The sequence below is a fragment of the Georgfuchsia toluolica genome (assembly GCF_907163265.1).
Classification (GTDB): domain Bacteria; phylum Pseudomonadota; class Gammaproteobacteria; order Burkholderiales; family Rhodocyclaceae; genus Georgfuchsia; species Georgfuchsia toluolica.
The window spans coordinates 2,380,931-2,407,254 of the sequence record NZ_CAJQUM010000001.1 but is presented as its reverse complement, the minus strand read 5'-3'; the positions used below and the strand labels follow the sequence as shown (position 1 = coordinate 2,407,254).

25 protein-coding genes are annotated in these 26,324 nt (G+C 60.6%); 3 read left to right on the top strand and 22 right to left on the bottom strand.

Going from position 1 to position 26,324, the window contains the following annotated elements:
- The first annotated feature begins 68 nt into the window (after nt 1-68).
- The 3 genes from leuC to leuB all read left to right on the top strand — a co-directional run bounded on the left by leuC (nt 69) and on the right by leuB (nt 3,364).
- Complete coding sequence (gene leuC / locus K5E80_RS11370) at nt 69-1,478, top strand: 3-isopropylmalate dehydratase large subunit (RefSeq protein WP_220636262.1); 1,410 nt, start codon at nt 69-71, stop codon at nt 1,476-1,478.
- A gap of 13 nt (nt 1,479-1,491) precedes the next feature.
- Nucleotides 1,492-2,133: a 3-isopropylmalate dehydratase small subunit gene (leuD, locus tag K5E80_RS11365; RefSeq protein ID WP_220636261.1), complete on the top strand. Its 642-nt coding sequence runs from the start codon at nt 1,492-1,494 to the stop codon at nt 2,131-2,133.
- 169 nt (nt 2,134-2,302) lie between these two features.
- Complete coding sequence (gene leuB / locus K5E80_RS11360) at nt 2,303-3,364, top strand: 3-isopropylmalate dehydrogenase (RefSeq protein WP_220636260.1); 1,062 nt, start codon at nt 2,303-2,305, stop codon at nt 3,362-3,364.
- 142 nt (nt 3,365-3,506) lie between these two features.
- Here leuB and K5E80_RS11355 read toward each other — a convergent pair whose 3' ends face one another.
- From K5E80_RS11355 to recA, 22 genes are all read right to left on the bottom strand, one after another.
- Nucleotides 3,507-4,211 (bottom strand): hypothetical protein, encoded by a 705-nt coding sequence (locus tag K5E80_RS11355; protein WP_220636259.1) that lies wholly within the window; start codon nt 4,209-4,211, stop codon nt 3,507-3,509.
- Between the two features lie 311 nt (nt 4,212-4,522).
- Nucleotides 4,523-6,142 (bottom strand): citramalate synthase, encoded by a 1,620-nt coding sequence (cimA, locus tag K5E80_RS11350; RefSeq protein WP_220636258.1) that lies wholly within the window; start codon nt 6,140-6,142, stop codon nt 4,523-4,525.
- A 55-nt stretch (nt 6,143-6,197) separates the two neighbouring features.
- Complete coding sequence (locus K5E80_RS11345; RefSeq protein ID WP_220636257.1) at nt 6,198-8,309, bottom strand: bifunctional aldolase/short-chain dehydrogenase; 2,112 nt, start codon at nt 8,307-8,309, stop codon at nt 6,198-6,200.
- A gap of 173 nt (nt 8,310-8,482) precedes the next feature.
- The gene (mtnA, locus tag K5E80_RS11340; protein WP_246590954.1) at nt 8,483-9,523 is read right to left on the bottom strand and encodes an S-methyl-5-thioribose-1-phosphate isomerase; all 1,041 of its coding nucleotides are present in this window, start codon (nt 9,521-9,523) and stop codon (nt 8,483-8,485) included.
- 9 nt (nt 9,524-9,532) lie between these two features.
- Complete coding sequence (locus tag K5E80_RS11335) at nt 9,533-10,060, bottom strand: adenine phosphoribosyltransferase (RefSeq protein WP_220636255.1); 528 nt, start codon at nt 10,058-10,060, stop codon at nt 9,533-9,535.
- A 181-nt stretch (nt 10,061-10,241) separates the two neighbouring features.
- Complete coding sequence (locus tag K5E80_RS11330) at nt 10,242-11,129, bottom strand: S-methyl-5'-thioadenosine phosphorylase (protein WP_220636254.1); 888 nt, start codon at nt 11,127-11,129, stop codon at nt 10,242-10,244.
- 163 nt (nt 11,130-11,292) lie between these two features.
- Nucleotides 11,293-12,057, bottom strand: coding sequence for a 3-hydroxy-5-phosphonooxypentane-2,4-dione thiolase (lsrF, locus tag K5E80_RS11325; RefSeq protein WP_220636253.1), 765 nt, complete (start codon nt 12,055-12,057; stop codon nt 11,293-11,295).
- A gap of 288 nt (nt 12,058-12,345) precedes the next feature.
- A complete protein-coding gene (gene mtgA / locus K5E80_RS11320) occupies nt 12,346-13,041 on the bottom strand; it encodes a monofunctional biosynthetic peptidoglycan transglycosylase (RefSeq protein WP_220636252.1) in 696 nt (231 codons plus the stop codon).
- The gene (gene aroE, locus K5E80_RS11315; protein WP_220636251.1) at nt 13,038-13,853 is read right to left on the bottom strand and encodes a shikimate dehydrogenase; all 816 of its coding nucleotides are present in this window, start codon (nt 13,851-13,853) and stop codon (nt 13,038-13,040) included. Before aroE ends, mtgA begins: the two co-directional genes overlap by 4 nt.
- 131 nt (nt 13,854-13,984) lie before the next feature.
- Nucleotides 13,985-14,917: a TonB family protein gene (locus tag K5E80_RS11310; RefSeq protein ID WP_246590953.1), complete on the bottom strand. Its 933-nt coding sequence runs from the start codon at nt 14,915-14,917 to the stop codon at nt 13,985-13,987.
- A 9-nt stretch (nt 14,918-14,926) separates the two neighbouring features.
- A complete protein-coding gene (locus tag K5E80_RS11305; protein ID WP_246590952.1) occupies nt 14,927-16,996 on the bottom strand; it encodes a ribonuclease catalytic domain-containing protein in 2,070 nt (689 codons plus the stop codon).
- Nucleotides 16,997-17,213: 217 nt separating this feature from the next.
- The gene (locus K5E80_RS11300) at nt 17,214-18,512 is read right to left on the bottom strand and encodes a DUF1329 domain-containing protein (protein WP_220636250.1); all 1,299 of its coding nucleotides are present in this window, start codon (nt 18,510-18,512) and stop codon (nt 17,214-17,216) included.
- A gap of 371 nt (nt 18,513-18,883) precedes the next feature.
- A complete protein-coding gene (locus K5E80_RS11295) occupies nt 18,884-19,708 on the bottom strand; it encodes an undecaprenyl-diphosphate phosphatase (protein ID WP_220636249.1) in 825 nt (274 codons plus the stop codon).
- Between the two features lie 181 nt (nt 19,709-19,889).
- On the bottom strand, nt 19,890-20,402 hold the full coding sequence (locus tag K5E80_RS11290; protein WP_246590951.1) for a YbhB/YbcL family Raf kinase inhibitor-like protein: 513 nt from the start codon (nt 20,400-20,402) through the stop codon (nt 19,890-19,892).
- Nucleotides 20,403-20,459: 57 nt separating this feature from the next.
- Entirely contained in the window at nt 20,460-20,807 is a 348-nt protein-coding gene (locus K5E80_RS11285) for a PsiF family protein (RefSeq protein ID WP_246590950.1), read from the bottom strand.
- A gap of 58 nt (nt 20,808-20,865) precedes the next feature.
- A complete protein-coding gene (gene hprK, locus K5E80_RS11280; protein WP_220636246.1) occupies nt 20,866-21,819 on the bottom strand; it encodes an HPr(Ser) kinase/phosphatase in 954 nt (317 codons plus the stop codon).
- On the bottom strand, nt 21,804-22,262 hold the full coding sequence (gene ptsN / locus K5E80_RS11275) for a PTS IIA-like nitrogen regulatory protein PtsN (protein WP_220636245.1): 459 nt from the start codon (nt 22,260-22,262) through the stop codon (nt 21,804-21,806). The genes hprK and ptsN overlap by 16 nt, the downstream gene beginning before the upstream one ends.
- 51 nt (nt 22,263-22,313) lie before the next feature.
- Nucleotides 22,314-22,634: a ribosome hibernation-promoting factor, HPF/YfiA family gene (gene hpf / locus K5E80_RS11270; protein ID WP_220636244.1), complete on the bottom strand. Its 321-nt coding sequence runs from the start codon at nt 22,632-22,634 to the stop codon at nt 22,314-22,316.
- Nucleotides 22,635-22,644: 10 nt separating this feature from the next.
- Nucleotides 22,645-24,093: an RNA polymerase factor sigma-54 gene (locus tag K5E80_RS11265; RefSeq protein ID WP_220636243.1), complete on the bottom strand. Its 1,449-nt coding sequence runs from the start codon at nt 24,091-24,093 to the stop codon at nt 22,645-22,647.
- 18 nt (nt 24,094-24,111) lie between these two features.
- Entirely contained in the window at nt 24,112-24,867 is a 756-nt protein-coding gene (gene lptB, locus K5E80_RS11260) for an LPS export ABC transporter ATP-binding protein (protein ID WP_220636242.1), read from the bottom strand.
- Between the two features lie 2 nt (nt 24,868-24,869).
- Nucleotides 24,870-25,307, bottom strand: a complete 438-nt coding sequence (locus tag K5E80_RS11255) for a regulatory protein RecX (RefSeq protein ID WP_220636241.1) — start codon at nt 25,305-25,307, stop codon at nt 24,870-24,872.
- Nucleotides 25,304-26,323, bottom strand: a complete 1,020-nt coding sequence (recA, locus tag K5E80_RS11250; protein ID WP_220636240.1) for a recombinase RecA — start codon at nt 26,321-26,323, stop codon at nt 25,304-25,306. Before recA ends, K5E80_RS11255 begins: the two co-directional genes overlap by 4 nt.
- Nucleotide 26,324 lies beyond the last annotated feature (1 nt).

The window sequence follows — 26,324 nt, the reverse complement described above, 5'->3', positions numbered from 1 at the left end:
GCATTTTCTCTGTGTCCTCTGTGACCTCTGTGGCTTGAGGTTTTTGTATTCATCGAAAAGGAGTCGTCATGCCCGGCAAAACGCTCTATGACAAATTGTGGGATTCGCATGTCGTCAGGGAGGAAAGCGATGGTACCTGCCTAATTTATATCGACCGTCACCTGGTGCACGAAGTCACCAGTCCGCAGGCCTTTGAAGGCATGCGCCTCGCCGGCCGCAAGCCATGGCGCAAGGACAGCATCGTCGCCAACCCCGACCACAACACGCCGACCAACCACTGGGATAAGGGCATCGAGGAGCCGATCGCGCGCCTGCAGGTGGAGACGCTCGACAGCAACATCAAGGAATTCGGCGCGCTGGTGTATTTCCCGTTCAAGCACGCGAACCAGGGCATCATCCATGTCATCGGCCCGGAAAACGGCACCACGCTGCCGGGTATGACAGTGGTTTGCGGCGACAGCCACACCTCGACCCATGGCGCTTTCGGCGCACTGGCGCACGGTATCGGCACGTCCGAAGTCGAGCATGTGCTGGCGACGCAAACGCTGGTCGCCAAGAAATCCAATCGCATGCTGGTCAAGGTCGAAGGCACCCTGGGCCGCGGCATTACTGCCAAGGACGTGGCGCTCGCCATAATTGGCAGAATCGGTACTGCCGGCGGCACCGGATATGCCATCGAGTTCGGCGGCTCCGCGATTCGCGGCTTGTCCATGGAAGGCCGCATGACCGTTTGCAACATGGCCATCGAAGCCGGCGCTCGCGCCGGCCTGATCGCGCCGGATGAAAAAACCGAGGCCTACCTGAAGGGCCGTCTCTACGCACCCAAGGGTGCGGACTGGGACAAGGCCGTGGCCTACTGGGCGACGTTGCCGTCGGATGCCGATGCAACTTTCGATGCCGTGGTCGAATTGCGTGCCGAAGACATCGCGCCGCAAGTGACTTGGGGCACCTCACCGGAACAGGTGCTGCCGGTCGGCGCCAAGGTGCCAAATCCCGCTGCCGAAGCCGATCCGGTCAAGCGCGGCGGCATCGAGCGCGCCCTGCAATACATGGGGCTTGCTGGTGATACACCGATTACCGACATCCGCGTAGACAAGGTGTTCATCGGCTCCTGCACCAACTCGCGCATCGAAGATCTGCGCGCGGCGGCCAGCATCGCCAAGGGCAAGCAAAAGGCTGCCAGCGTGAATCAGGTGCTGGTGGTGCCGGGTTCCGGCCAGGTCAAGCGCCAGGCCGAAGCCGAAGGCCTCGACAAGATTTTCGTCGCCGCCGGTTTCGAGTGGCGCGAGCCGGGCTGCTCGATGTGCCTGGCGATGAACGCCGACCGCCTGGCGCCGGGCGAGCGCTGCGCCTCGACTTCCAACCGCAATTTCGAGGGGCGCCAGGGGCAGGGCGGCCGCACTCACCTCGTCAGTCCGGAAATGGCCGCCGCCGCGGCGATTGCCGGCCATTTCGTCGATATTCGTACTTTGCTCTGAAGGGAATCCTGCCATGAAATCATTCAAGCAACTCAAGGGCCTGGTGTTCCCGCTCGATCGTGCCAACGTGGATACCGATGCGATTATTCCAAAGCAATTCCTCAAGTCGATCAAGCGTTCCGGCTTCGGCCCCTACCTGTTCGACGAGTGGCGTTATCTCGATCACGGCGAGCCGGACATGGATTGCAGCAAGCGTCCGCTGAACAAGGACTTCCTGCTCAACCAGCCGCGCTATGCCAAGGCGCAGATCCTGCTGGCGCGCGACAATTTCGGCTGTGGTTCGAGCCGCGAGCATGCGCCGTGGGCCATCGACGGCTACGGCTTCCAGGTCATCATCGCGCCCTCGTTCGCCGACATCTTTTTCAGCAACTGCTACAAGAACGGCCTGCTGCCCATCGCCGCGCCCGCCGCGATGGTCGAGCGCATGCTCAAGGAAAGCCTCGCCAGCGAAGCGTATTACCTCGACGTCAATCTTGAAGCGCAGACCGTGACGCTGCCATCCGGCGATTCGTTCGGCTTCGACATCACGCCGCACCGCAAGCACTGCCTGTTGAACGGCCTCGACGAAATCGGCCTGACCCTGATGCATGCCGAAGACATCAAGACCTTCGAGGTGAAGCACAGGGCCGCACAGCCTTGGCTGTTCTCCGCATAAAAGTATGATGCCCATCTCTCGCCTGTCATTCCCGCGAAGGCGGGAATCCAGGGACTTTTTATTGCCAAGACACCGGATTCCGGCTCGCGCTGCGCGCTTCCGGAATGACGGAGAATTTGTTATCCAATATCGTAATGCTCAATAATCAGACCACGACAAGGAATCCAGCATGAAAATCTGTTACCTGCCGGGCGACGGCATCGGCCCCGAAATCATGGCGCAGGCCCTGCGCGTGCTCGACGTTTTCCGCAAGGAGGGCATGAAGATCGAGTTGGAACAAGCCCTGCTCGGCGGCGTCGCGGTCGATGCCACCGGATCCCCCTATCCCGAGGCCTCGCAGAAACTCGCTCGTGCCGCGGACGCCGTGCTGCTCGCCGCTGTCGGTGGTCCCAAGTGGGACACCTTGCCGCGCCCGCAGCGTCCCGAGCGCGGCCTGCTCGGCATCCGCAAGGATCTCGGTTTGTTCGCCAACCTGCGTCCGGCCGTGCTTTATCCGGAACTCGCCAACGCCTCATCCTTGAAGCCCGAAATCGTTTCGGGCCTGGACATCATGATCGTGCGCGAACTGACCGGCGACATCTACTTCGGCGAACCGCGCGGCATCAGCGTCGAAGACGGCAAGCGCATCGGCCGCAACACCATGATCTACAGCGAGGACGAAATCCGCCGCATCGGCCACGTCGCCTTCAAGGCAGCGCAGAAGCGCGGCAAAAAGGTCTGTTCGGTCGACAAGATAAACGTGCTGGAAACCACCCAGCTCTGGCGCGACGTGATGATCGAGCTGTCCGCCGAATATCCGGACATCGAACTCAGCCACATGCTGGTCGACAACGCGGCGATGCAGCTCGTGCGCAATCCGAAGCAGTTCGATGTCATGGTCACCGGCAACATGTTCGGCGACATCCTTTCCGACGAAGCCTCGATGCTGACCGGCTCCATCGGCATGCTGCCCTCCGCCTCGCTCGACGCCAACAACAAGGGCATGTATGAACCTTGCCACGGCTCGGCACCCGACATCGCTGGCAAGAACCTGGCGAACCCGCTGGCGACGATCCTTTCGGTAGCGATGATGATGCGCTACACCTTCGGCAACGAAGCGGCGGCGGCGCGGATCGAAGCCGCGGCGAAGAAGGTGCTGGCGGCGGGCTATCGCACGGGCGACATCTACGAGCCAGGGACGAAGAAGGTTTCCTGCTCCGAGATGGGCGACCAGGTCGTCGCTGCACTGTAGCCCCCGAGACGGCGCTGCCGCCTATTGGATGACTGTCAGATGCGTAGCCGTTCGTGGTGAGCTTGTCGAACCATGAACGGCTGCGCACTGCGCGCCTTCACCCCCTTTATCCAGCTCGGGACATGCTTCGAGCAGGAGCCAATCAAGAGTAGGTCAGAACCAGATGCATACCATCTGCATATAAAATGTCGGCTGAAATCGGCGTCAGGGTGCCGGCCGCATCAATCCGATAACGGTCTTGTTCAGTAGCGATCAATGTGTCGGAAGCATCGTATATATTGGATATCAGATTCACGATAGCGGTGTTTGCGGTATCCGCTTCAATAACATAAGTAGTTATCTGCTTGCCGTCGCCGGTTGCCTTCGTGCTGTCTGTGTAGAAGGTTTTTGTCCCGATTGTCCCCGTTGCGCCGACAGTTACGGAAGTAGGCATTGACGGCGGCGTTAACCAAACATCATAGCCGACGGCGACATCGGAATTGCCAAGCGGAACATAGTTGCTGTCGTAATAATCGAGAGTCGTATCTGTGATGGATGCCGGCGTGCAGTTGCTGAGCGACATCGTGAGCGTCGTTGTTGCAGACAGGCCGGCCACCCCTTCAAAGGTGGCGGCGGTATTGGCCGGCGATGTTGAATGTGTGCCAGACCCGGTGCAACTGCCAGTAACGGTAAAGCTTTTCGTTAATCCATTGACGATAAGCGCTTTGTATCCGGTCTGCAATGGAAAAGACAATGTGGAAGCCACGGGCCCCCTGCTGCCGCCACCCCCGCCGCCGCCGCCACCACAGCCTGAAAGGGTAATCAGCAACACGAGTGTCTGCGCGATAATTGCCAGTGCTTTATACATATCGTTCCCCCATCAATAACGACGAAAAAGAGGTTGTGACGACAGCTTGGCGGTTAATCAACAAGCGCCATGGCCTGATTGCTGATACTTAAGGCATATCCCGAATTGGCATAAGCAGCTGCTTCGCTTGCTCCCGTGGCGAAGTTAGAGCGAGTCGGTGGAAGCGTCGACCGTTCTATGCTTCTATCCTGCCACTATGCGCATTGGAAGGCAATCGGAATTGTCTGATTTGTGACCGGTTCGGGCCGGTCTTCGGCAGGCTCAGGGCGAATGGTTGCACGATTCCTGCAACCATTTATCCGGGTCTCGGCTCAGCGCGGCGCGGTCTGTCGTTCCTGTTCCCGCACCAGCTTGTACTCGATGGCGTCCACCAGTGCCAGCCACGAGGCGTTGATGACGTCGGTCGAGACGCCGATGGTGGTCCAGCTCTCGGTGTGATCGGTCGATTCGATCAGCACCCGCACCTTGGCGGCGGTCGCCCTGTCGGAGTCGAGCACGCGCACCTTGTAGTCGGTAAGCTTGACTTCCCTGATTGCCGGATAGAAGCGCTCCAGCGCCTTGCGGATGGCCTGGTCGAGCGCATTGACCGGACCGTCGCCCTCGGCGGCGGTGATTTCTTCCGTGTCGCCGACGCGAATCTTGATCATGGCAGATGAATTCACGCCACTGGCTGAAGGTTCGTCGACGATGACCTTGAATTCCTTCAGTTCGAAAAACGGCTGGTACTTGCCGAGTTCCTTGCGCACGATGAGTTCGAAGGAGCTTTCCGCCGTCTCGAACTGGTAGCCCTCATGCTCAAGCTGCTTGAGGCGGTCCATGATGTGCTGGGTTTGTGGTGAATTCCGTTTGATGCCCGGATCGATGGCATTGATCAGCGCCAGCAGCGTGCTGCGCCCGGCGACTTCCGACATCAGGATAGTGCGGTGGTTGCCGACCAGTTCCGGATTGATATGTTCGTAGGCGGTTGGGGTTTTATTGACTGCGTCGATGTGCATGCCGCCCTTGTGTGCGAAGGCGTGGCTGCCGACATAGGGCGCCTTGTCGTTGGGCGCCAGGTTGGCGATCTCGCTGGCGAAACGCGCAATCGAGGTCAGATGCTTCATGCATTGCGGCGGGATGCACTCGAAGCCGAGCTTCAACTGCAGGTTGGGAATGATCGCGCACAGGTTGGCATTGCCGCAGCGTTCGCCGATGCCATTGAGCGTGCCCTGCACTTGCGTGGCGCCGGCCCGCACGGCAGCCACAGAATTGGCCACGGCCATCTCGCCGTCATTGTGACAATGAATGCCAATGGCACACTTAAAGCGGCTGCACACGACCTTGACGATGTCGAATATCTCGTCCGGAAAGGAGCCGCCGTTGGTGTCGCACAGGCACAGGCAGCCGGCGCCGGCCTCGGCCGCCGCCGCCAGTGTCTGCAGGGCATAGCCGGGATTGGCCTTGTAGCCGTCGAAAAAATGTTCGGCATCGAACACCACTTCCAGCCCGCCCTGCCTGAGGTGGCGAATGGTGTCGCCGATCATGCGCAGGTTCTCGGCCTGCGTGGTGCGCAGAATGTCGGTGACCTGGAAGTCCCAGCTTTTGCCGAAGATGGCGACGGCGCTGGCACCGGCCCGCAGCAGCGACTGCACATTGGCGTCGGTGGCAGCGTCGCCGCCAACTTTGAAGGTGCTGCCGAAAGCGATGATTTTTGCGTGCCTGAGCCTGAGTTCGCCGAGGCGGGCAAAGAATTCGAGATCCTTGGGATTGGAGCCGGGGTTGCCAGCCTCGATATAGCGAATGCCCAGTTCGTCGAGCCGCTGCACGATCTTGATCTTGTCTTCGACCGAATAGGAAACACCCTGGGCTTGCGCGCCATCGCGCAAAGTCGAATCGTAGATGTCGATCTTGGTCACGTTTTGCACTTCGCTGGTATGGGTGATTACGGTCATGGGGTGGCCCCGCAAGGTGCCGTCATTTTAGGCGATTGGGCCGATTTTAGGCCCCTCAGCGCGGGAACGCTTCGACCACGCCGCCGTCGACCGGGATCGAGGCGCCCGTGGTCGGTGTCTGGTTGCTGGCCAAAAACACTACCGCGTTGCCGACATGCCGGGCGCGTACCCGCACGCGCAGCAGGTTGCGGTTGCGGTAGTACTCGGGCAGCTCGTCGAGCTTCATGCCGCGGCTCTGCGCGCGGTCGGGACCGACCGTCGCCCACAGGCCGGATTCGATGTCTTCCTCGGCGAAGATGGCGTCGGGATTTATCATGTTCACGCGGATGCCCTCGGCCGCCAGTTCGATGGCGGAAACCTTGGCGAGCTGGTGTCCGGCCGCCTTCGAGGCGCTGTAGGCGCCGAAGTCCTTGCCCGGGCCGAACACGTTCTTCGACGAATTGACGACGATGTTGCCGCCCAGACCCTGGGCGCGCAGCACGCGCACGCCCTCCTGGATGGTGTGGAACATGCCGATGAAATTGACATTCATGACGCGCTCCAGGTCGCGCTGCGCCAGATCGGCGACCGCGGCGACGTGGGCGATCCCGGCATTCGGCACCACCACATCGACGCCGCCATAGCGCCGGCAGGCCTCGGCGAAGCCGGCGCGTACCGATGTTTCGTCGGTGACGTTCATGGCGATGCCCGTGGCGCTGCCCGGCCCGTATGTCGCTTCGATATCCGCGACGACGTGGTCGAGGCGTTTTGCCTCGATGTCCGTAACCACCACGTGCGCCCCCGCTTCGGCGCAGGCGCGGGCGATGCCGAAGCCGATGGCGCCGGCGCCACCGGTGATCAGCACCACCTGGCGTTCCAGCGGACGCGGCGCCGCGCGGCCAAGCTTGGCCTGCTGCAGGCTCCAGTATTCCATGGCGCACAGATGCTCGGGCGCCGCGGCCTGGTAGCCGCCCATCCCGTGTGCGCTGCCTTGCACGCGCAGCGTCTGCACGGTGATATCGGCGGCGATCCGCGCTTCGCGCTTGCTGCGGCCGAAGCAGAAAGCGCCCGCGCCGGGAATCAGCACGACGCGGGGCAACAGGTCGAGCGTGGCCGTGGCGGTTTGTTCCGGGTCGAGATGTTCGCTCACGTAGGCCCGATAGCGCTGGCCGTACTCTGCCACCGCTGCGGCGAGATGCGTGCGCATATCCTCCGTCGAATCCGTCGCCAGGGCCGGCACGAACAGCGCAAACGGTCGTACCCGAATGACATGATCCGGGGTGATCGGCCCGGCAGCGGCCAATTGCGCCGCCTCGGCACTGTTCACAAACGCCAGTACTTCGTCGTCTGCGCGCCAGTCGAGGATCGGGCGCCGGTAGGGGTTGTCTTCCTCCCCGCTTTTCTCGGCGAGCACGCCGCGCAGTACCGGCGCGATGCGCGCGGCGAGCTCCGCGGCCGGTGTTTCGCACCGATAAGCGGGCGTGAGACGTCGCGTTGGTTTGCGCGATGCGATGAATTTTTCGCACGCGGTGACGATCTCGATGTGACGCTCATAGGCGCCGCGGGCATCCTCGCCGAAGGTGAACAGGCCGTGCTGCGCCACCGCGACGCCGATCGCGTCGGGTTGCCGCTGTAGCGCCGCCGCGACTGCTTCGGCCAAGGGAAAACCGCAGGCCACATAAGGCAGGATCACAACTTGCGGCCCGAGTGCGGCGGCAAGCAGGCGCTCCCCCTCTGGCTGGTTGCTGAGGCATAGCAGCGCCTCGGCGTGCGAGTGATCGATGTACCGGTGCGGCAGGAAGGCGTGCAACAGCGTTTCCACCGACGGCGCCGGCGCGTTCGCATCGAACCGGTTTGCCAGCAACTCGTTTGTCATCGGTGCATCGGCAAGCGCCGGCAGCGTGCGCAGGCGTTGCAGCCGGGCGAGGTCGAGCGCCGTGAAGCCCGCCGGTTCGATGTTGAAGAGGTCGGCGCCGGAGCCCTTGACGTAGAGTGCAGGCACCTCTTCGTCGAACAGGTTGCGCACCGATCCCTTGCACGAGGTGTTGCCGCCGCCATGAAGCACCAGCGCCGGGTCCGCTCCGATCAGGCGCGAGCCGTAGGCGCATAGTGCCAGATCACGACCCCACTGCGCCCCCCACATGTTGATCGCCTTGTCGGCGTCGCGGTCGTTCCATAAATTTTTCATCCTGAAAACCTTAATTCAAGCCACAGAGGACACAGAGAACACAGAGAAAACCAGATTCCGAACACTTCGCCATATCGCCTGGGGGCGATAAGTCACCCGTTCGTAACAATAGAGGTTTCCTCTGTGAACTCTGTGTCCTCTGTGGCTAACTGCTTTTTCCCGGTTCATATATGTCATTTGAAAAGCGCGGCCACGTTTTGCCGGTTGGGTTGCTTGACGACGCCCTGCTCGGTAATCAGCGCCGTCACCAGTTCCGCCGGCGTGACGTCGAAGGCGGGATTGCGTACGGCAACGCCCGCCGCCGCCCACTGGCAATCGCGAAACCCCGTGACTTCGCTGGCATCACGTTCCTCGATCGGAATCGCGTTGCCATCGGGAATGCCGAGATCAATGGTGGATAAGGGGCAGGCCACATAGAACGGGATGCCATGACGCCGTGCCAGCACTGCCACCATGTAGGTGCCGATCTTGTTGGCGACATCGCCATTGGCGGCGACGCGGTCGGTGCCGACGATGACGGCGTCGACCTCGCCCCGGCTCATCATGAACCCCGCCATGTTGTCCGTGATCAGGGTGACCGGAATCTTCTCCTGCACCATTTCCCACGCCGTGAGCCGGGCGCCCTGCAAAAAAGGCCGGGTCTCGTCAGCGATCACCGATATTTTTTTGCCGGTTTCTACTGCCGAGCGGATCACGCCCAGCGCCGTGCCGTGTCCGGCCGTCGCCAGCGCGCCGGCATTGCAATGGGTCAGCACCCGCGCCCCGTCGGCCAGCAGTGCCGCGCCATGCGCGCCCATGCTGCGGTTGATGCGGATATCTTCGGCCAACACTTCATGCGCTTCCGCCAAAAGCGCATTGGCGAACTCGTCGCCGGAAGCGCCGCCAAGCCGGTCCCACAAGGCGCGCATGCGTTTCAAGGCCCAGAACAGATTGACCGCGGTCGGCCGGCTCGCCGCCAGGACGTCGAACGCCTTCGTCATTGCGCTGCGCCGCTCAGCGGCGGACGCAGCGCGCAACTTGAGGGCTTCGAGCGCCACGCCATAAGCCGCCGCGACACCGATCGCCGGTGCGCCGCGCACCACCATGGCGCGAATGCCTGCGGCCACCGACGCGGCATCGGCATAGGCGAGATATTCGAAACGCGCCGGCAGCACGCGCTGATCGATCATCTCCAGACAGCCGTCCTTCCAGCGCAGGGTTTCAACTTTTTCCAATGGCATAACTCAATTGCCCTCGAATTCAGAGAGCGCAAACACCTTGTGCCTGAGTTTTTCCAGCCGCTTGCGCCCACCCAGATCAGGCAGGTCGATGACGAAAGCGCATTCGACGATCTTGCCGCCCATGGTCTCGATCAGTTTCACGGCGGCCTCGGCGGTGCCGCCGGTGGCGATCAGATCGTCGACCAGTAGTATCTTTTCGCCCCTGCCGATGGCATCGACGTGGATCTCGATCTTGTCGGTGCCATATTCGAGCTCGTATTCCTGGCCGACGGTCTCGGCCGGCAGCTTGCCCTTCTTGCGGATCGGCACAAAACCCACACCAAGCTGATAGGCCAGCGCGGCACCGATGATGAAACCGCGCGCCTCGATCCCCGCCACCTTGTCGATCTTCATGCCGGTGTAGTGATTCACCAGATCGTTGACCATGACGCGGAACCCCACCGCATCCTTGAGCAGGGTGGTGATGTCGCGGAACATGATGCCCTGCTTGGGGTAGTGGGGCACGGTGCGGATGCGGGATTTGATCGGCATCAATTACTCCGTTGTCATTAATTTCAAAGAGTCATGTCAAGAATTGCGAGCGCAGCGAGCCTAATGGTCGCCTCCCCCGTGAGGGGGGAGGCTGGGAGGGGGCGGGCCTTTCTTCTGCCTTTTCGGCCAAGTTACCCAGCACTTCATCGAATGCAATCCTGTTTGGTTCCAGCTTGGTCGGTTAGGCATTCAGCAGGCGGCCGGCAACGGCATCGAGCATCTTCATCACCTCTGGATCGCGTGCTTCCGGGGCAGTAATCAGTGCATATTGCAAGGCGGTGCGGCAGCTGCATTGGTCGGCAGCCTGGTCGTTGAAAGCGAACGGCGCGACCGCCTTGACCAGGGCGCGGGCCTTGTCGGCGTTTGCCAGCAGCACCTTGACAATGGTATCCACTGTCACGTCGTCATGCTGCGGATGCCAGCAGTCGTAATCCGTCACCATCGCCACCGTCGCATAACAAAGCTCGGCCTCGCGCGCCAGCTTGGCTTCCGGCATGTTGGTCATGCCGATCACGTCGCAGTTCCAACTGCGATACAGCTCGGATTCGGCGAGGCTGGAGAACTGTAGCCCCTCCATCACCAGATAAGTGCCGCCGCGTATCGTCTCGATGCCGGCCGCTTTCGCCGCCGCTTCGATGTGGTCGCCCAGCCGCCCGCATACCGGGCGTGCCATCGAGACATGGGCCACCATCCCGGTGCCGAAGAAACTCTTGTTGCGGGCAAAAGTGCGGTCGATAAACTGGTCGACGATGACGAACATGCCTGGCCGCAAGTGCTCGCGCAGCGAGCCCACGGCGCTGACCGAGATGATATCGGTGACCCCGACCCGCTTCAAGGCATCAATATTGGCGCGGAAGTTGATCTCCGAGGGCGGGATCCTGTGACCGCGTCCGTGGCGCGGCAGGAACACCAGTTGCTGACCGTTCAGTTCGCCGAACAGCAGCTCGTCGGAAGGTTCGCCGAACGGGGAGGAAACTTTTTGCCAGCGTGTATTCGTGAGGCCTGCGATGTCATAGACGCCGCTGCCGCCTATTACCCCCAGCACCTGGGGCTTGTTTTGCTGTGCCATGCGGGAACTCCAAAAGAAACCTATAAACCCAGAAACTTCAATTCAAGCCACAGAGATCACAGAGAACACAGAGAAGAAACAAGGTTTGGGCTTTTCCTCTGTGAACTCTGTGCCCTCTGTGGCTAATGCTTTTCGGATAACTCGGAGAGCAAGCCGAGTCCGTTCACAGGGAACGGAACGCCTCGGCGGGACTCTTCCGTTCCTGCACCACCTGCTTCACGGCGCGAATCATGCCGACGGGATTGGCCGATTGGAAGATGTTGCGGCCCATGTCCACGCCGACCGCGCCGCGGGCAATCGCGTTGTCGGCCAGTTGCAGTGCCTCCAGTTCTTCGATCTTTTTGCCGCCGGCGATGACGACGGGCGCGGGGCAGCCGCCCACCACTTCCTCGAAGTCATCGCAGTAGTAGGTCTTCACAATGCGCGCGCCGAGTTCGGCGGCGATGCGGCAGCAGAGACCGAGATAGCGCGCGTCGCGCACCATGTCACGGCCCACCGCCGTGACGGCGAGCACGGGAATGCCGACTTTCTCGCCCTCATCGACCAGCTTTGCCAGATTCGCCAGCGTGCGGCGCTCGTTCGGCGAGCCGACGAAAATCGAAATGGCCACAGCGGAAACATTAAGTCGAATGGCATCTTCCATCGAGACCGTGAGCGCTTCGTCGGAGAGTTCGCCGAGGACGCTGGTGGCGCCCGATACCCGCAGCACGATCGGGACGCGCTGGGTGGCGTCGATGCACTGTCGCAGCACGCCGCGCGTCAGCATCAGCGAGTCGGCGTAGGGCAGCAGCGGCGCGACGGTTTCCCCCGGCCGCTCCAGCCCGGTGGTCGGGCCCTGAAAATAGCCGTGGTCGACCGCCAGCATCACGGCGCGGCCGGTTTCGCGCGGGATAATGCGCGCGAGACGATTCTGCATGCCCCAGTCCATTAAAGCTCCTATCGATAATCAGTGTTGTGAAGATGAATCAGGAATTTGCCAATAATAAACCTAGAAAAAGCAGTTCACCACGGCGAACACGGCGACACGGCGAAAACACAAGGCATGGCAGGCATGCGGCGCCTCACCCATCGGGTGAAACGAAGTCCATTGGCAAGCTTTTGATTTTCCGCCGTCCCACGGGGATCCCACAGGGATTCCCTGTGGTCATTTCCTTTGCTTGTGCCCGCCGCGTCGTCGTGGTTCAAATGAGGTTTTCAGGATAAATGACTACGCCGCCTATGGCACCTCGGAATACTGCATGCGTCCCAGTACCCGTTGGGTGCGGTAGTTGAGGTAGGCCGAGTAGGGGTTCTTCTCATACTTGCGTGGCGCCGGCAGCATGACGGCGAGGCGCGCCGCCTGCTCGGCGCCGAGCTGTGCCGCCGATATGCCGTAATAGCGCCGTGCCGCAGCCTCGGCGCCGAAAATGCCCTGCCCCCATTCCACCGAGTTCAGGTACACCTCAAGAATGCGGCGCTTGTCCCACAGCGCTTCGATCATTACCGTGATGACGGCTTCCTCGACCTTGCGCCAGGGCGTCTTGGAGGCGGAGAGAAAAAGATTCTTCGCCAGCTGCTGGCTGATGGTGGAGCCGCCCGCGACCACCTTGCCGCGGCGCTGGTTCTTTTCCAGCGCCTTTTGCATGCCTTCCCAGTCGAAGCCGTCGTGGTCGACGAACTTGTCGTCCTCGGCCGCGACGGCCGCCTGCTTGAGGCGCAGCGATATCTTTCCGTAGGGCACCCAGACATGCTTGAGCTTGGCCTTGGGGTTTTTCTCCTGCATCTGGTCGAGGCGTTGCGACATGAAGCTGGTCATGTTCGGGTTGAAGTACTTCCACCACACCACCCAGCCCAGATACCAGCCCTGCCAGAGCAGGCCCAGTATGGCCAGCAAGGCCAGCCCCTGCTTGAAGCGACGAGTCACGCTCTTCATGCGCCGCGCAGTTCCCTCAACACCGGCACCGTATCGGGACGCACGCCGCGCCAGACGTAAAAGGCTTCCGCCGCCTGTTCGACCAGCATGCCCAGTCCATCGGCCACGCGCGCACCAGCCAGGGCGGCCCGGCGCATGAAAGCAGTCTCGCGGCCATAGAGCATCTCGTAGGCCAGGCAGCCGGGAGCGAAAATGCCATCCGGCAACGGCAGTTCAGCGTTGGCCAAACCCGCCGAGGTGGCGTTGATGACCAGATCGAAAGATTGACCGGCGAGCGTTGAAAATTCGCTACAACTCAAGATGCCATGTGCATCGTCAGTAAAACTGTCGACGAGCTTCATGGCTTTCCCTGCGCTGCGATTGGCGATGACCAGAGATCCTGGTTCTTCATGCAGCAGTGGCAGAACCACGCCGCGTGCGGCGCCACCGGCGCCAAGCAGCAGTACACGCTTGCCGATGATCGAGAAACCCAGATTGGTTTGCATGTCGCGCACCAACCCTGCGCCATCGGTGTTGTCGCCCACAATGGCGTCTTCTGCAAAGATCAGCGTATTCACCGCACCCGCCGCCTTTGCCCGCGTCGTCAATTGGGTCGCAAGACGAAAGGCAGCTTCCTTGAATGGCACAGTAACATTCGCACCACAGCCGCCGGCGGTGATAAACCCGCGCACGCTTTGTTCAAAACCATCGAGCGGGGCGAGGATGGCTTCATAGCGCATGTCCTGTCCGCTCTGTCGCGCGAACAGCGCATGGATCCGCGGCGACTGGCTATGCGCGACGGGGTTGCCAAAAACGGCGTAGTGATCAGTCATGGGTTATTCAGGCAGTTTTGGGCAAGAACAAATGAAGGTCTGCAAGGAGGAACCGTTTTTCAGAGAAGGCTGACATGCGCGCAGCGAATGTTAAGCGCAGCGGCCGGAACTAAAAACGGCGTAGCGATCAGTCATCGATTGGCTGCTTGCGTCTGCACCATGTCCTCGCGCGTGAAGGCCCATTTGCGCGTGATTTCGATGATGTCGGTGTCGCGCTTGATGTTGTCGGGGAAAGCGGCATAGGGCGCCGCCATGCGCACGATGCGCCTGGCGGCATCGTCGAGCAGTGGCACGCCGGAGGAACGGTTGACCTCGACGTCCTTGAGTTGACCATCATTGAGAATGGTCACGGTCAACACGAGGCTGCCATACCAGCGTCCCCTGGCTGCTTCGGGATAGTTGAGGTTGCCGATACGCTCGATTTTTTGCCGCCAGTCCTCGACATATTGTGCGAAACGGTATTCCTCGGCGCGGATGCCGATATTCTTCTTGCGCGGGCGCTTGTTGTATTCATTCGTCTGCCGGTCGATTTGCGCTTCGAGTCGCGCGATCGCCATGGCGCGGCTGGCGAGGTCGAGCCCGGACTCGGCGGGCTGCTCCTGCTGCCGCACTGGTGCGTCGTTGTGTTTCGGCGCCGCGTTGCTCAGCGCCTTTGCCTTGAGCTGGGTCATGAGCTGGCGCTGCTGCGCTTCGAGCCGGGCCACGCGCTGGCGCGCCTCGATGACATCGTTGCCTTCGTGCGTCGCTGCCGAGGGCGGCAGCGGCGTAGCGGCGCGTTCGTTATTTTCGCTGTCGCCACCGCCATCGAGATTGGTTTGCGCATGGACCTGCGCATTCTTCGGTTTGTGCGCGTGCTTGCTGTTGACGAGGACAACGTCGAGCGCGTTCTCGGCATTGCGCAACAGCGCTTCGGGCAGACGAAAATGGATCGAGAGCAGGATAGCGTGGAACATCAGCGACGCCGCCATCGCCAGCGTGAAATTTCGCTGGGAGGGGGGCATCGCGGCAAGGAATGCCGGCCAGGCAAAAGGCGGCCCGGGGTGTCTGGCGGCTACTGAAGACATGTGGAGATTTTACTCTCCGCCCTCCCCCTCTTCGGCTGCTTCTAAAGCGACATCAGTGGCATCTGATGCCAACAATTCCACGTATCGGGCGCGAATGGCGGCATCGAGCAGATCGATTTTTTCGATCTCGATGCTGACGCGCGTGCCGCGATCGAGTGCCGGCAGCGAGGGCAGGCGCATGAACAGCGGCATGTCTTCCAGCACCACCAGGTTTTCACGCACCACCCGTGCCGTTAAGGTATCACGCGCGTTCTGCATGAGTGCGCGCAAACACCAGTAATGTTCCATGCCGCGCTGGAATTCGGCATAGGCGGCGTAGGTCAGTTCGAAATCGCGCAGTGCCGAGAGCAAGGCCTCCGACTTCGCAGTGAATGGCGGCGGCGTCTGCTGCAGCAGCGCAATGAGCTGCCATTGATTGACGAGATCAACGTAGCGGCGCAGCGGCGACGACGACCAGGCATAGCAATCGACGCCGAGGCCTTCATGGGCTGCAGCGACGGTGGTCATGCGTACCTTGCCTGCGCTCTGGGCGCGATACAGGCCGGCCACACCGGCATCGCGCAGCAGCGCCCCCCAGGTGGAGTTGGCGACAATCATGAGTTCGGCGACCAGCATGTCGAGCGGGCTGCCGCGCGGGCGCTCGTCGATCTCGACGTGGCCCTTGCCCAGCGCCGTGTCGGCGTTCCAGTCGACATGGAAGTTGTAGTCCTTGCGCTGCGCCGCCGCGCCCGCCTTGCCGCGGCCGGCTTCAAGCACGGTGGCGAGTTCCCACAGGCGGCGCAGTTCGTCGCTGAAGGGAAACTCGGCGAGGCCCGCGGCCAGCGTCTCGGCGTTGAACAGCGGCTCGATGTCGTGGTGGCGCAGGTTGGCCACCACCGGCACGCGCTCGATGCGCGTCTCGTGGCCGCGCAGCTTGAGATCGGGCGCGACATCGAGATAGAGCGACAGCGCGGGTACCGTTTGCCCCGCCGCGAGCGTGAAGCGCTCGACCACAACTTCGGGCAGCATGGTGATCTTGCGCCCCGGCATGTAGACGGTGGACAGTCGTGCACGCGCGACCTGGCCCAATGTCGAATCGGGCGTCACGCCCAGCCCCGGCGCGGCGATGTGGATGCCAACGCGCAGGCTGCCATCCGGCAACACCTCGATGGAGAAGGCATCATCGATCTCTGTTGTATGGGCGTCGTCGATTGAGAAGGCTTGAACATTCGCCATGCTCAGTTCAAGTCCTTCCCCATCGCCATATTGTTTGCCTTCCCCCCGCCCCCCGGAGGGCTCGCTTTGCACAGCTCGCCCGCTCGGTTGGCTCGGAGCATTGCTCCTCGAAACCCCACCCTCGCCCCATGGAAGGGGGTGACTATCAGGGCGCTGCGCGCCATTGTTATTTGACGGCATCTCGTAAGGAGGAAATCCCGTTCCCTGCGGGAAATACTCGAACAGGAAACGGCCGAGGTGATATTCGTGCGTATCGCGGATCGCGCCACATTGCTGCATCAGGGCAGCGACCGAAAGCCCGCTCTCGGCACAGGCGGTCTCCAACGCCTTGGTCTCCAGGCGGTTGCGGTCCGGCTTGTAGAGCAGTTGCGGCAGCATCGACACAAACTCGTCGGGCAGCTTGCCGGCCTTGAGGTCCGCGACCATGCGTTCGACGGTAAGTGCCTGCTGCCGCTTTTTCTCTTGCCCTGCCAGTGCAGCCTGCAAAATCTCGGACGGCGCCTTGCGGAAGCGTCCCTTGCCCTTGCGATGGAAATACATCGGCGCGGCATGCAGGCGCAACAGCAGTGCGGTAGCTTCCACCGCACCCGGTGCGTGGCCGTAATAATCGGCGGCGAATTCCTCGAAGCCGAATTCCTGGTCGGGACAGGCTTCCCAGAGGAAGTCGGTGTCCATTGCGGCGGCAGCTTCTTCGGCGGCTTTGATCAACTCTGCCGCACTGGGCTGGGCAAAGTGCAGCAGCACGTTGGCCGCCTTGACCTTGACCCGCTTGCCGCCGGGCAACTCGACCTGCAAGGAGGTGTTGTTGTCGGCAAGGATGTGGCCAGCCTTGAAGCTGCCTTCGTCTTCAAACAGGATGTTCATCGGGCTGGCGCGGACGGGGCAGTCAAGACATCAAACCCGCGCATTTTCGTCAGGGGCGCGGATTATAGCGTGGCGCCAACGGCGGCAATATCGTCGCCACAAACCGCACGTCTGACGCCGGGCACTGCTCGTTCATCACCACTCATGCTTCATACGAGCGCCGTCCCAATAGAAGAAAAATCGTGGCCTTCCCCCCCATTACTACACTTCATTGGCATCAATCTCCGCGCATGTTCTGAACCTGAAACAGTGACGGACGGTTAACCGTAGCATCAACCCGGCTCTTGAACTGGCCCGTCGTGCAGTGCATAGCCTGGACATCGACCGCAGAGAAGGCATCGTCAATCGGCGTGCCGGTACCCTTGTTCTCGGGCAGATGAAAATCTGGGTGAGTCTTGCCGAGAGTCCCGATCTTCCATAGTTCCCCCCTGCGATCGTAAATCAGTGCTCGGCTGATTTGCATGGACTGGGCGTCCAGGTAGAAAATGCGCTTGCTGACTGGATGACCGGCTGCGAGTGGTACCGCTTCAAGAACGAACACCTTGCGTAGCTGCCAAGTCACATCCGGAAAACAGCCGCCGTAGCCGCTGAAGTTTACAAAGCGGTAACCATCGGCCTCGGTCGGCATGTCGCTGGCGAGCGACAACTCATTGTGATTGAAGATTGGCAGCAGCAGGATCTGGCTACCGCGGTAGGCCCATTTCATATCCGAAATTTGCGCGTTGTAGCCTTCGAAATCCTCGATCATCACATCCGACCCAAGGAAGGCATCGGTCGTCTGACCTGTTGCCAGACGGCGTACTCTCCGCTGAAAACCGAAGTACATGTAGGCGTCGTCTATCCTGTGGTCGTCGTCATAGCGATGAATCAGCAGTTGCGTATCTTTCAGATCCAGCGGCGCCAACACCCTGGCGTAAATTCCCAAAAACAAATTGGCGGGATTTGGTGTGATTTCTGGCGCCGGGTCGCGTGTGCGGTGCTTGTATTTGAGAAAATGAAAGCTGAAGTTGACCGTGCGCTCCACGTTCCCGGTCCTCATGTCGCGGTAGCGCCAATAGAATGGAAAAATTGTGGCGTTTTCGCCAACGCCTGCGCTGTACTTGAAATTCAAGGCTAACTTTTCTCCGGCACGGGGATCCTTGATATCTGGCTCCTCAATGAATGGCCGGCCTGCGCCATAAGCTTCGATGTCCCCGCTTCTGGGTCCCAAGCTGGTCTTGCCCATGCTCTTACGGGTTGCTTCCAACTTCGCTGGATCGACCGGGAGGGCCGTGGTCGGCATCACCTTCACTTCCTGCCAACCATTCTTGATGGTCAAGTAGAGACCGGGGTCAATTGCCTCCTTGAACTGCTCGACATTGTTCTTGCGGATAACGGTACCGGCGACAAGGCCAGGGAACTTTGGGTAGCCCGATCGGTAGGGGTTAAACGATTGTTCCAGGTCATCCGAACTTGCAGCAACCGCACCGCTACCAAGTGCGACAAGCAGCCAGAACACACCAATATATCGGTTCATCCTTATGACTCCAATGCTGTTGTGCTATCAGGTTAATGCGATACGCCTACTATGGCGAGAAGGGAATGGACAGGTTCGTCGCTGGCCACTACGCACGTGGCAGCCCATCAATAATAAGGGACACACTCATTTTTAGCATCTACACCAAATCGGTTTATCTGGATTGAATTGGCAAATACATATTGCATTTATGCAATTGTTGTACTGTCTTGATCTAGTCCTTGTTGCCCGGTTTGTCATTGCGAGCCTCGGAGGGGCGCGGCAATCCAGCGGTGGATCGCCACGGGTGAGTGGCTCTTGCGATGACCGAAGGGAATCCCTGTGGGATGACGGTTGCCATATTTACCTTGATTTATGAAATTTGCAATAGATCAAGGCGCCGCCCAGTTCACCATGTCGAGTTTCCAGGTGGCGATGACGACAATGCCGAAGGCGATGCGATACCAGGCGAATAACGTGAAGTCGTGGCTGCTGATATAGCGCAGCAGCCAGCGCACACAAAAGAATGCCGAGACGAAGGCGGCGACAAAACCGGTAGCCCACATGCCCAGATCGTCGGTGGAGAGCAGGGCGCGTTCCTTGTACAGCTCGTAGGCGGTGGCGGCGAGCAGGGTGGGGATCGCGAGAAAGAAGGAGAACTCGGTCGCGGCGCGGCGCGACAGGCCGAACAGCAAGCCGCCGATAATGGTGGCGCCGGAGCGGGAGGTGCCGGGGATCAGGGCGAAGGCCTGCGCGCAGCCAAGCTTGAAGGCGTCGATGACATCCAGTTCATCCACGCTGTCGACACGAATCCTGTGCTGGCGCCGCTCGGCCCAGAGGATGACGAAACCACCGATGATGAAGGCCAGCGCCACCGGCAGCGGCTGGAACAGATGTGTCTTGATGGTTTTCTGGAACAACAGGCCGAGAATCGCCAGCGGCAGGAAGGCGATGACGAGGTTCAGCGTGAAGCGCTGTGCCGCACGGTCGCTGGGCAGCCCGCTTAACACGGCGGCAATGCGCACACGGTATTCCCAGCACAGCGCAAAAATGGCGCCGGACTGGATGACGACCTCGAACAGTTTGCCCTTGTCATCATTGAAGTGGAGCAGGTCGCCGACCAGGATAAGATGGCCGGTACTGGAGACAGGCAGGAACTCGGTCAGGCCTTCGACGACGCCGAGAATCAATGCGTGAACAATGCTGACGATATCCATGTCGGGGAAGTTGAATAGTCAAAAAATAAGTGGCGCGGAGCAATGTGCCACCAAACTATTGTCATTCCCGCGCAGGCGGGAATCCAGGGTCTTGAAAGTCGCTGGATTCCGGCTCACCGCTGACGCGGCGTCCGGAATGACGGCTGCTTGTTGTATGTTTCGATATCGCCGTGTCGTTCTGCTAGCGACCGTAGCGCGCGGTGAAGCTGGCCTTGGCTATGGTGTTGCCATTGATGTTGTAGCCGACCATCGCCCCGGGGGCATCCTGCGGCAGGTCGAGCTTGTCGGTCTTCAATGCATGCAGAGTGAAAATGTAGCGATGCGGTTTGTCGCCCTCTGGCGGGCAGGGACCGCCCCAGCCGGGCATGCCATAGTCGGTGCGCGTTTGCAGCGATCCGGCAGGTGCCTTGCCGGAAGAAGGATCGCCCGCCCCCCGCACAAGTTCTTTGGCATCAGCCGGGATATTGATCACCAGCCAATGCCACCAGCCGCTGCCGGTCGGCGCATCGGGATCGTATACCGTCAGGGCAAAGCTCTTCGTTTCGGGCGGGGCATTCTTCCAGACAAGTGCCGGCGAAACATTGCAGCCCGTGCAGCCGAAACCGTTCAGGACAAAGTCCTCGGGAATGGGCTTGCCGGCGGGCAGGTCTGGGCTTTCCAGGGTAAAGGCAGTGGCAGTTGCGGGAATAGTCATGGACATCTCCTTTCAATCAAACCGGTTGCACTTTGCAGCGCAACCGGTTGGTAAAGACTACTTCTTGTCGGCGGAGAGACATTCTTTCATGAAGGCCTTGCGCTCGTCGCCCTTGAGCGCCTTGGTCTTGGCTTCGGCGTTGCAACTCTTCATCTTGTCCTGTTGCGTTATTTTGGCATCTTCAGCCTTTGCAGCCGGTTCTTCTGTCTTTGCGGCGGCTCCTTCCTTCTTGGCCGAGAGACAGTCCTTCATGAAGGCCTTGCGCTCATCGCCCTTGAGCGCCTTCTCCTTGGCCTCGGCATTACAGGTTTTCATCTTGTTCTGCTGGGTGGTTGCGGCCAATGCCTGCCCCTGCAGGCCAAACACAAATGCCGCCGCTGCCAGCGTGCCGATCAGTTTGCTCATGTGCATCTCCTTTGCAGAATTAATTGGCATATGCCGGGAGCGATTCTACCGCTTCCTGTCACGTTCCGGATAGTTCGCCGGGATCTGCATTCAGCGCCTCCTGCTGGCGGTCAAGAAATTCCTGCATACAGTCGATGCCGCGCAATTTGAGGATGGTCGAACGCACCGCCGTCTCCACCAATACTGCCAGGTTGCGTCCGGCGGCGACGGGAATCGTCACTTTGCGAATTGGCACACCAAGAATCATTTCTTCCTGCGCGTCGAGCGGCAGCCGCGCCGACTGGGGAACTCCGGCCAGAGGACGTTGCAAATGGGTGATCAGACGCAGGCGCATTTTGCGCCGGCAGGCCGTCTCGCCGAATACGGTGCGCACGTTGAGCAGACCCAGCCCGCGCACTTCGATGAAGTTGCGCAACAGTTCGGGGCAGCGCCCCTCCAGCGCATCGGGGCTGATGCACGACACTTCCACGACATCATCGGCGACCAGGCCATGGCCGCGCGAAATCAGTTCCAGGCCGAGCTCGCTCTTGCCGACGCCGGAGTCTCCGGTGACCAGCACGCCGATACCGAGCACGTCCATGAACACGCCATGCAGCGTGACGGTCTCGGCAAACTTGCGCGAAAGATAGCTGCGCAAGGAGTCAATGACAACGGCGGACTGCACCGGCGTTGAGAACAATGGCATGTTGCCGGCCTTGCACGTTGCGATCAGCGATTCGGGCAGGGGACTGCCATCGGCGACGATAATGCCGGGTGAATTGGCGGCAATGATCCCCTCGATCGGGCGACGCAGCCGCTCGGTCGGGTGTTTCTCTGCCCATGCCCACTCGGGAGCGCCAATCACCTGCAAGCGGTCGGGGTGGATCAGGTTGAGGTGCCCGACGATATCGGCCGGCGAACTGCTTTCATGGCCGAGGGTGATGGAGCGATTGAGATCGCCGCAGATATGGGTCAGTGCCAGCTTGTCGCGGCGTTCATCGAACAGCTCGGCGATGGTCAGTTGGCGACGCATTGGTCGATCAGCTCCTTGATGGCCGCTGCGTCATGAGCGGCGGCCAGTTGATCACGGAATGTCTTGCTGGAGAGCATCTGCGCCAGTTCAGACAGCAAATGCAGGTGTTTTTCGGTGGCGGCTTCCGGCACCAGCAGGACGAACAACAGGTTGACCGGCAGTCCGTCGGGAGCATCGAAAGGCACTGCAGCCTTGAGGCGAAACAGGGCGCCCACTGCTTCCTTGAGGCCCTTGATGCGGCCATGCGGAATCGCGATGCCCTGACCGAGGCCGGTTGAAGCAAGTTTTTCCCGCGCGAACAGCGCCTCAAACACCGTCGCCCGGGCGATGCCGTTCTGATTTTCAAACAGCAATCCGGCCTGCTCAAACGCGCGTTTCTTGCTGCTGACGTCAAGATCGATAACGATGTTTGAGACAGGCAGGATTTTCGCGATCTGGTTCATCGGCAGGCGTTGGCCATGAGAAACGGCGCAGTATACCCCGGACAATTCGGCTTATTCCCCGGCTTCTGGTGCGAGCTTGTCGTGCGGATGGTCGGTCACCTTTTCCTTGTGCTTGACCACCTGGCGGACCAGTTTGTCGGCAACCGCGTCGATCGACGCATACAAATCGGCGCCGGTGTCGTAGGCGTGGATGTCCTTGCCTTTCACATGCAGCGTCACCTCGGCCTTCTGCAAGAGTTTTTCTACCGAGAGAATGACGTGGACGCTGATGACGTGATCGAAGTGGCGGATGACGCGATCCAGCTTCGAGGTGGCATAGTCGCGGATGGCAGGCGTGACTTCGATGTGATGTCCGGTGATATTGATGTTCATGATGACTCCCTTAAAGCGACTTGCGCAGGTTAACCGGCGGGATACTCAGGGACTCGCGGTACTTGGCGACGGTGCGCCGCGCCACCACGATTCCCTGCTCGCCGAGGATTTCCGCGATGCGGGCATCCGAGAGCGGCTTGTGGCCGTCCTCGGCGCTCACCAACTGCTTGATCAGCGCCCGGATCGCGGTGCTGGAAGCCGCGCCGCCACTGTCGGTGGCAACGTGACTGCCGAAAAAATATTTGAGTTCAAACGTTCCGCGCGGGCTGGACAGGTATTTCTGCGTCGTCACGCGCGAGATGGTCGATTCGTGCAAGCTGAGGGCATCGGCGATTTCACGCAATGTGAGCGGGCGCATTGCCACTTCGCCGTGATCGAAAAATGCGCGCTGGCGGTCGACGATGGCCTGCGCCACGCGCAGGATGGTGTCGAAGCGCTGCTGCACGTTCTTGATCAGCCACTTCGCTTCCTGCAATTGCCCCGCCAGCCCGCTGCCACGATTGCGCTGCAGGATGTTGGCATACATGCGATTGATGCGCAGGCGCGGCATGGCCTCGCGATTGAGGCTGGCGGTCCATTTGCCGCGCAGCTTCTTGACCATGACATCGGGAGTCACATAGCGCGCCTCGGAGGCCGAATATTGCGCGCCGGGCCGCGGATTGAGCGAAAGAATCAGCGCATGCGCCGCGCGCAGGTCTTCATCGCCGCAGCCGAGCGCCTTGCGGATGCGGGTGAAATCGCGCGCCGCCAGTTGGTCGAGATGATGACTGACAATGGCCAGCGACAGTTCGCGCAGCGGCCTGGTTTCATCGTCAGTATCGAGGTTATGCAATTGCAATTCCAGGCATTCGCGCGGGCTGCGCGCACCGACGCCAGAAGGATCAAGACTCTGGACATGACGCAGGGCAATCCGCAATTCCTCGAGGGCTTCCTCCTCGGACTCGCAAAAGCCCTCCGGCAATACCGCCACCAGATCTTCCAGCGGCTGCGCCAGATAGCCATCCTCATCGAGTGCCTCGACGATGAAGTGCACGAAACCGCGGTCACGATCAGACAGTTGCGTCATGCCCAACTGCGCCAGAAGATGATCGCGCAGGCTGGACACTGCCGTCTGCGTCTCGGCGAAATCGTTGTCCTCGTCGTTGGCATCGCGCGGCGAGCCGCCGGAAAAGCTTTCATTGCTCCAAGGCGTGTCCTCGCCGTCATCGGCGCCATTGTTGGAACTTTCGGCGGGAGGCTGTTCGCTCGATTGCAGCGAGGGCATTGCCTCTTGTGCCGGCACGAAGGCGGCGCCGTCGGTATTGGGCTCGTCACGCTCAAGCAACGGGTTGGCTATCAGGAATTGTTCGATTTCCTGATTGAGATCCAAAGTAGACAACTGCAGCAACCGAATCGACTGCTGCAGCTGCGGCGTCAGGGCCAGGTGTTGGGAAAGTCTGAGTTGTAGCGTCTGTTTCATAACCTGGCGGGGGGAGCACTACATGCGGAAATGCTCGCCCAGATACACCTTTCTTACGTTTTCATTATGGACGATTTCTTCGGGATGACCAGAAGCAAGCACTTCACCGGCATTGATGATCGTGGCGCGATCGCAAATCCCCAGCGTTTCGCGCACGTTATGGTCCGTGATCAGTACGCCGATGCCTCGGTTGCGCAGGAAGCCGATGATTTTCTGGATATCGAGCACGGCAATCGGGTCCACGCCGGCAAAGGGTTCATCGAGCAGGATGAAGCGTGGTTCGGTGGCCAGGGCGCGGGCGATTTCAACACGGCGCCGCTCGCCGCCCGACAGTGAGGCTGCCCGGTTGTCCTTGATGTGGCTGATGTGCAATTCCTGCAGCAATCCATCGAGCCGACCTTCGACTTCCTGCTCGTCGAGGTTCTGCAACTCCAGGATGGCGCGGATGTTGTCGCTCACCGTGAGGCGGCGGAACACCGAGTTTTCCTGCGGCAGGTAGGACAGGCCAAGCCGGGCACGCTGGTGGATCGGCATATGCGTCAATACCGCATCATCTATATGAATGGCGCCGCCATCCGACGCCACCAGGCCGACGATCATGTAGAAGCAGGTGGTCTTGCCGGCGCCGTTGGGGCCGAGCAGACCGACCACTTCGCCGCCGTTGACATCGAAGGACACGTCCTTGACCACCGGATGCGATTTATATTTTTTGTGCAGATTGTGGGCACTCAAGCGTGCTGCCGGTTTTTCTGCCGTCGTGCTTGCTTCTTCCATGGTCACTCTGGATCCTGCCCCTTCAACAAGCGGCGTATGACATCGACGGAAAATCCGCGCGATTGCAGAAACCGCACCTGGCGCGCCCATTCGTGCGGATCCCGCGGCGCAGTGCGGAACTTGCGCTGCCAGATGGCGCGGGCGCGTTCGAGTTCGCCCGGAAGTTCCGCGTTTTCCAAACCTGCGGCGATGGTGTCGGCGTCAACACCTTTGGCGCGCAGCGTCTGTTTGAGCCGGGCAGCACCAAAGCGTGCGCCGTGGCCACGCAGATAGCTGGCCGTTGCACGCTCATCCGAGAGCAAGCCGCAACCGGCGAGATCGGCGAGCACGGCGTCGATTTCGGCGGTCGTGCCTTCGCCTTCAAGTTTTTTGCGCAACTCTGCATGGGTGTGTTCGCGTCGGGCGAGCAGGCGGATCGCCTGCTGGCGCAGTTCCTTCATTCAGTAACGGGCGCGGCTGCCAGGGCGGTGACGCCGACAGCGGCGCGAATCCTGTTCTCGATCTCGGCGGCGATTTCCGGATGATCGTTGAGATACTCGCGCGCGTTGTCCTTGCCCTGCCCGATTTTTTCGCCGTTGTAGGCATACCAGGCGCCGGATTTCTCGACGAACTTGTGTTCGACGCCAAGCTCGACGACCTCGCCCGTGCGCGATATTCCCTCGCCATAGAGAATATCAAAGTGCGCTTCGCGGAACGGCGGTGCCACCTTGTTCTTGACCACCTTGACACGGGTTTCGTTGCCGATGATTTCGTCACCCTTCTTGATCGAACCGGTACGGCGGATATCGAGGCGGATCGTAGCGTAGAACTTCAACGCATTGCCGCCAGTGGTGGTTTCCGGGTTGCCGAACATGACGCCGATTTTCATGCGGATCTGGTTAATGAAAATCACCAGCGTGTTGGTGCGCTTGATATTGGAGGTCAGCTTGCGCAGTGCCTGGCTCATCAGGCGCGCTTGCAAGCCGGGCAACTGGCCACCCATTTCGCCTTCAATTTCCGCCTTCGGAGTAAGCGCCGCGACCGAGTCCACCACAATCAGGTCAACCCCGCCGGAGCGCACCAGCATGTCGGTAATTTCCAAGCCCTCTTCGCCGGTATCGGGTTGCGATATCAGCAGATCGCCGACGTTGACGCCAAGCTTGCCGGCGTACACCGGATCGAGCGCGTTTTCGGCGTCGATATAAGCGGCGGTGCCGCCCGCCTTTTGTATCTCGGCCACGACTTGCAGGCAAAGCGTGGTTTTGCCCGACGATTCCGGGCCATAGATTTCGACCACGCGACCGCGCGGCAAACCGCCGACGCCGAGCGCAATATCAAGACCGAGCGAGCCGGTAGACACTACTTGCAGGTCGTTATCGATCTGTGCCTGGCCCATTTTCATGATCGAACCCTTGCCGAACTGCTTTTCGATCTGGGCCAGCGCCGCCTGCAGCGCCTTGCTCTTGTTGTCGTCCATG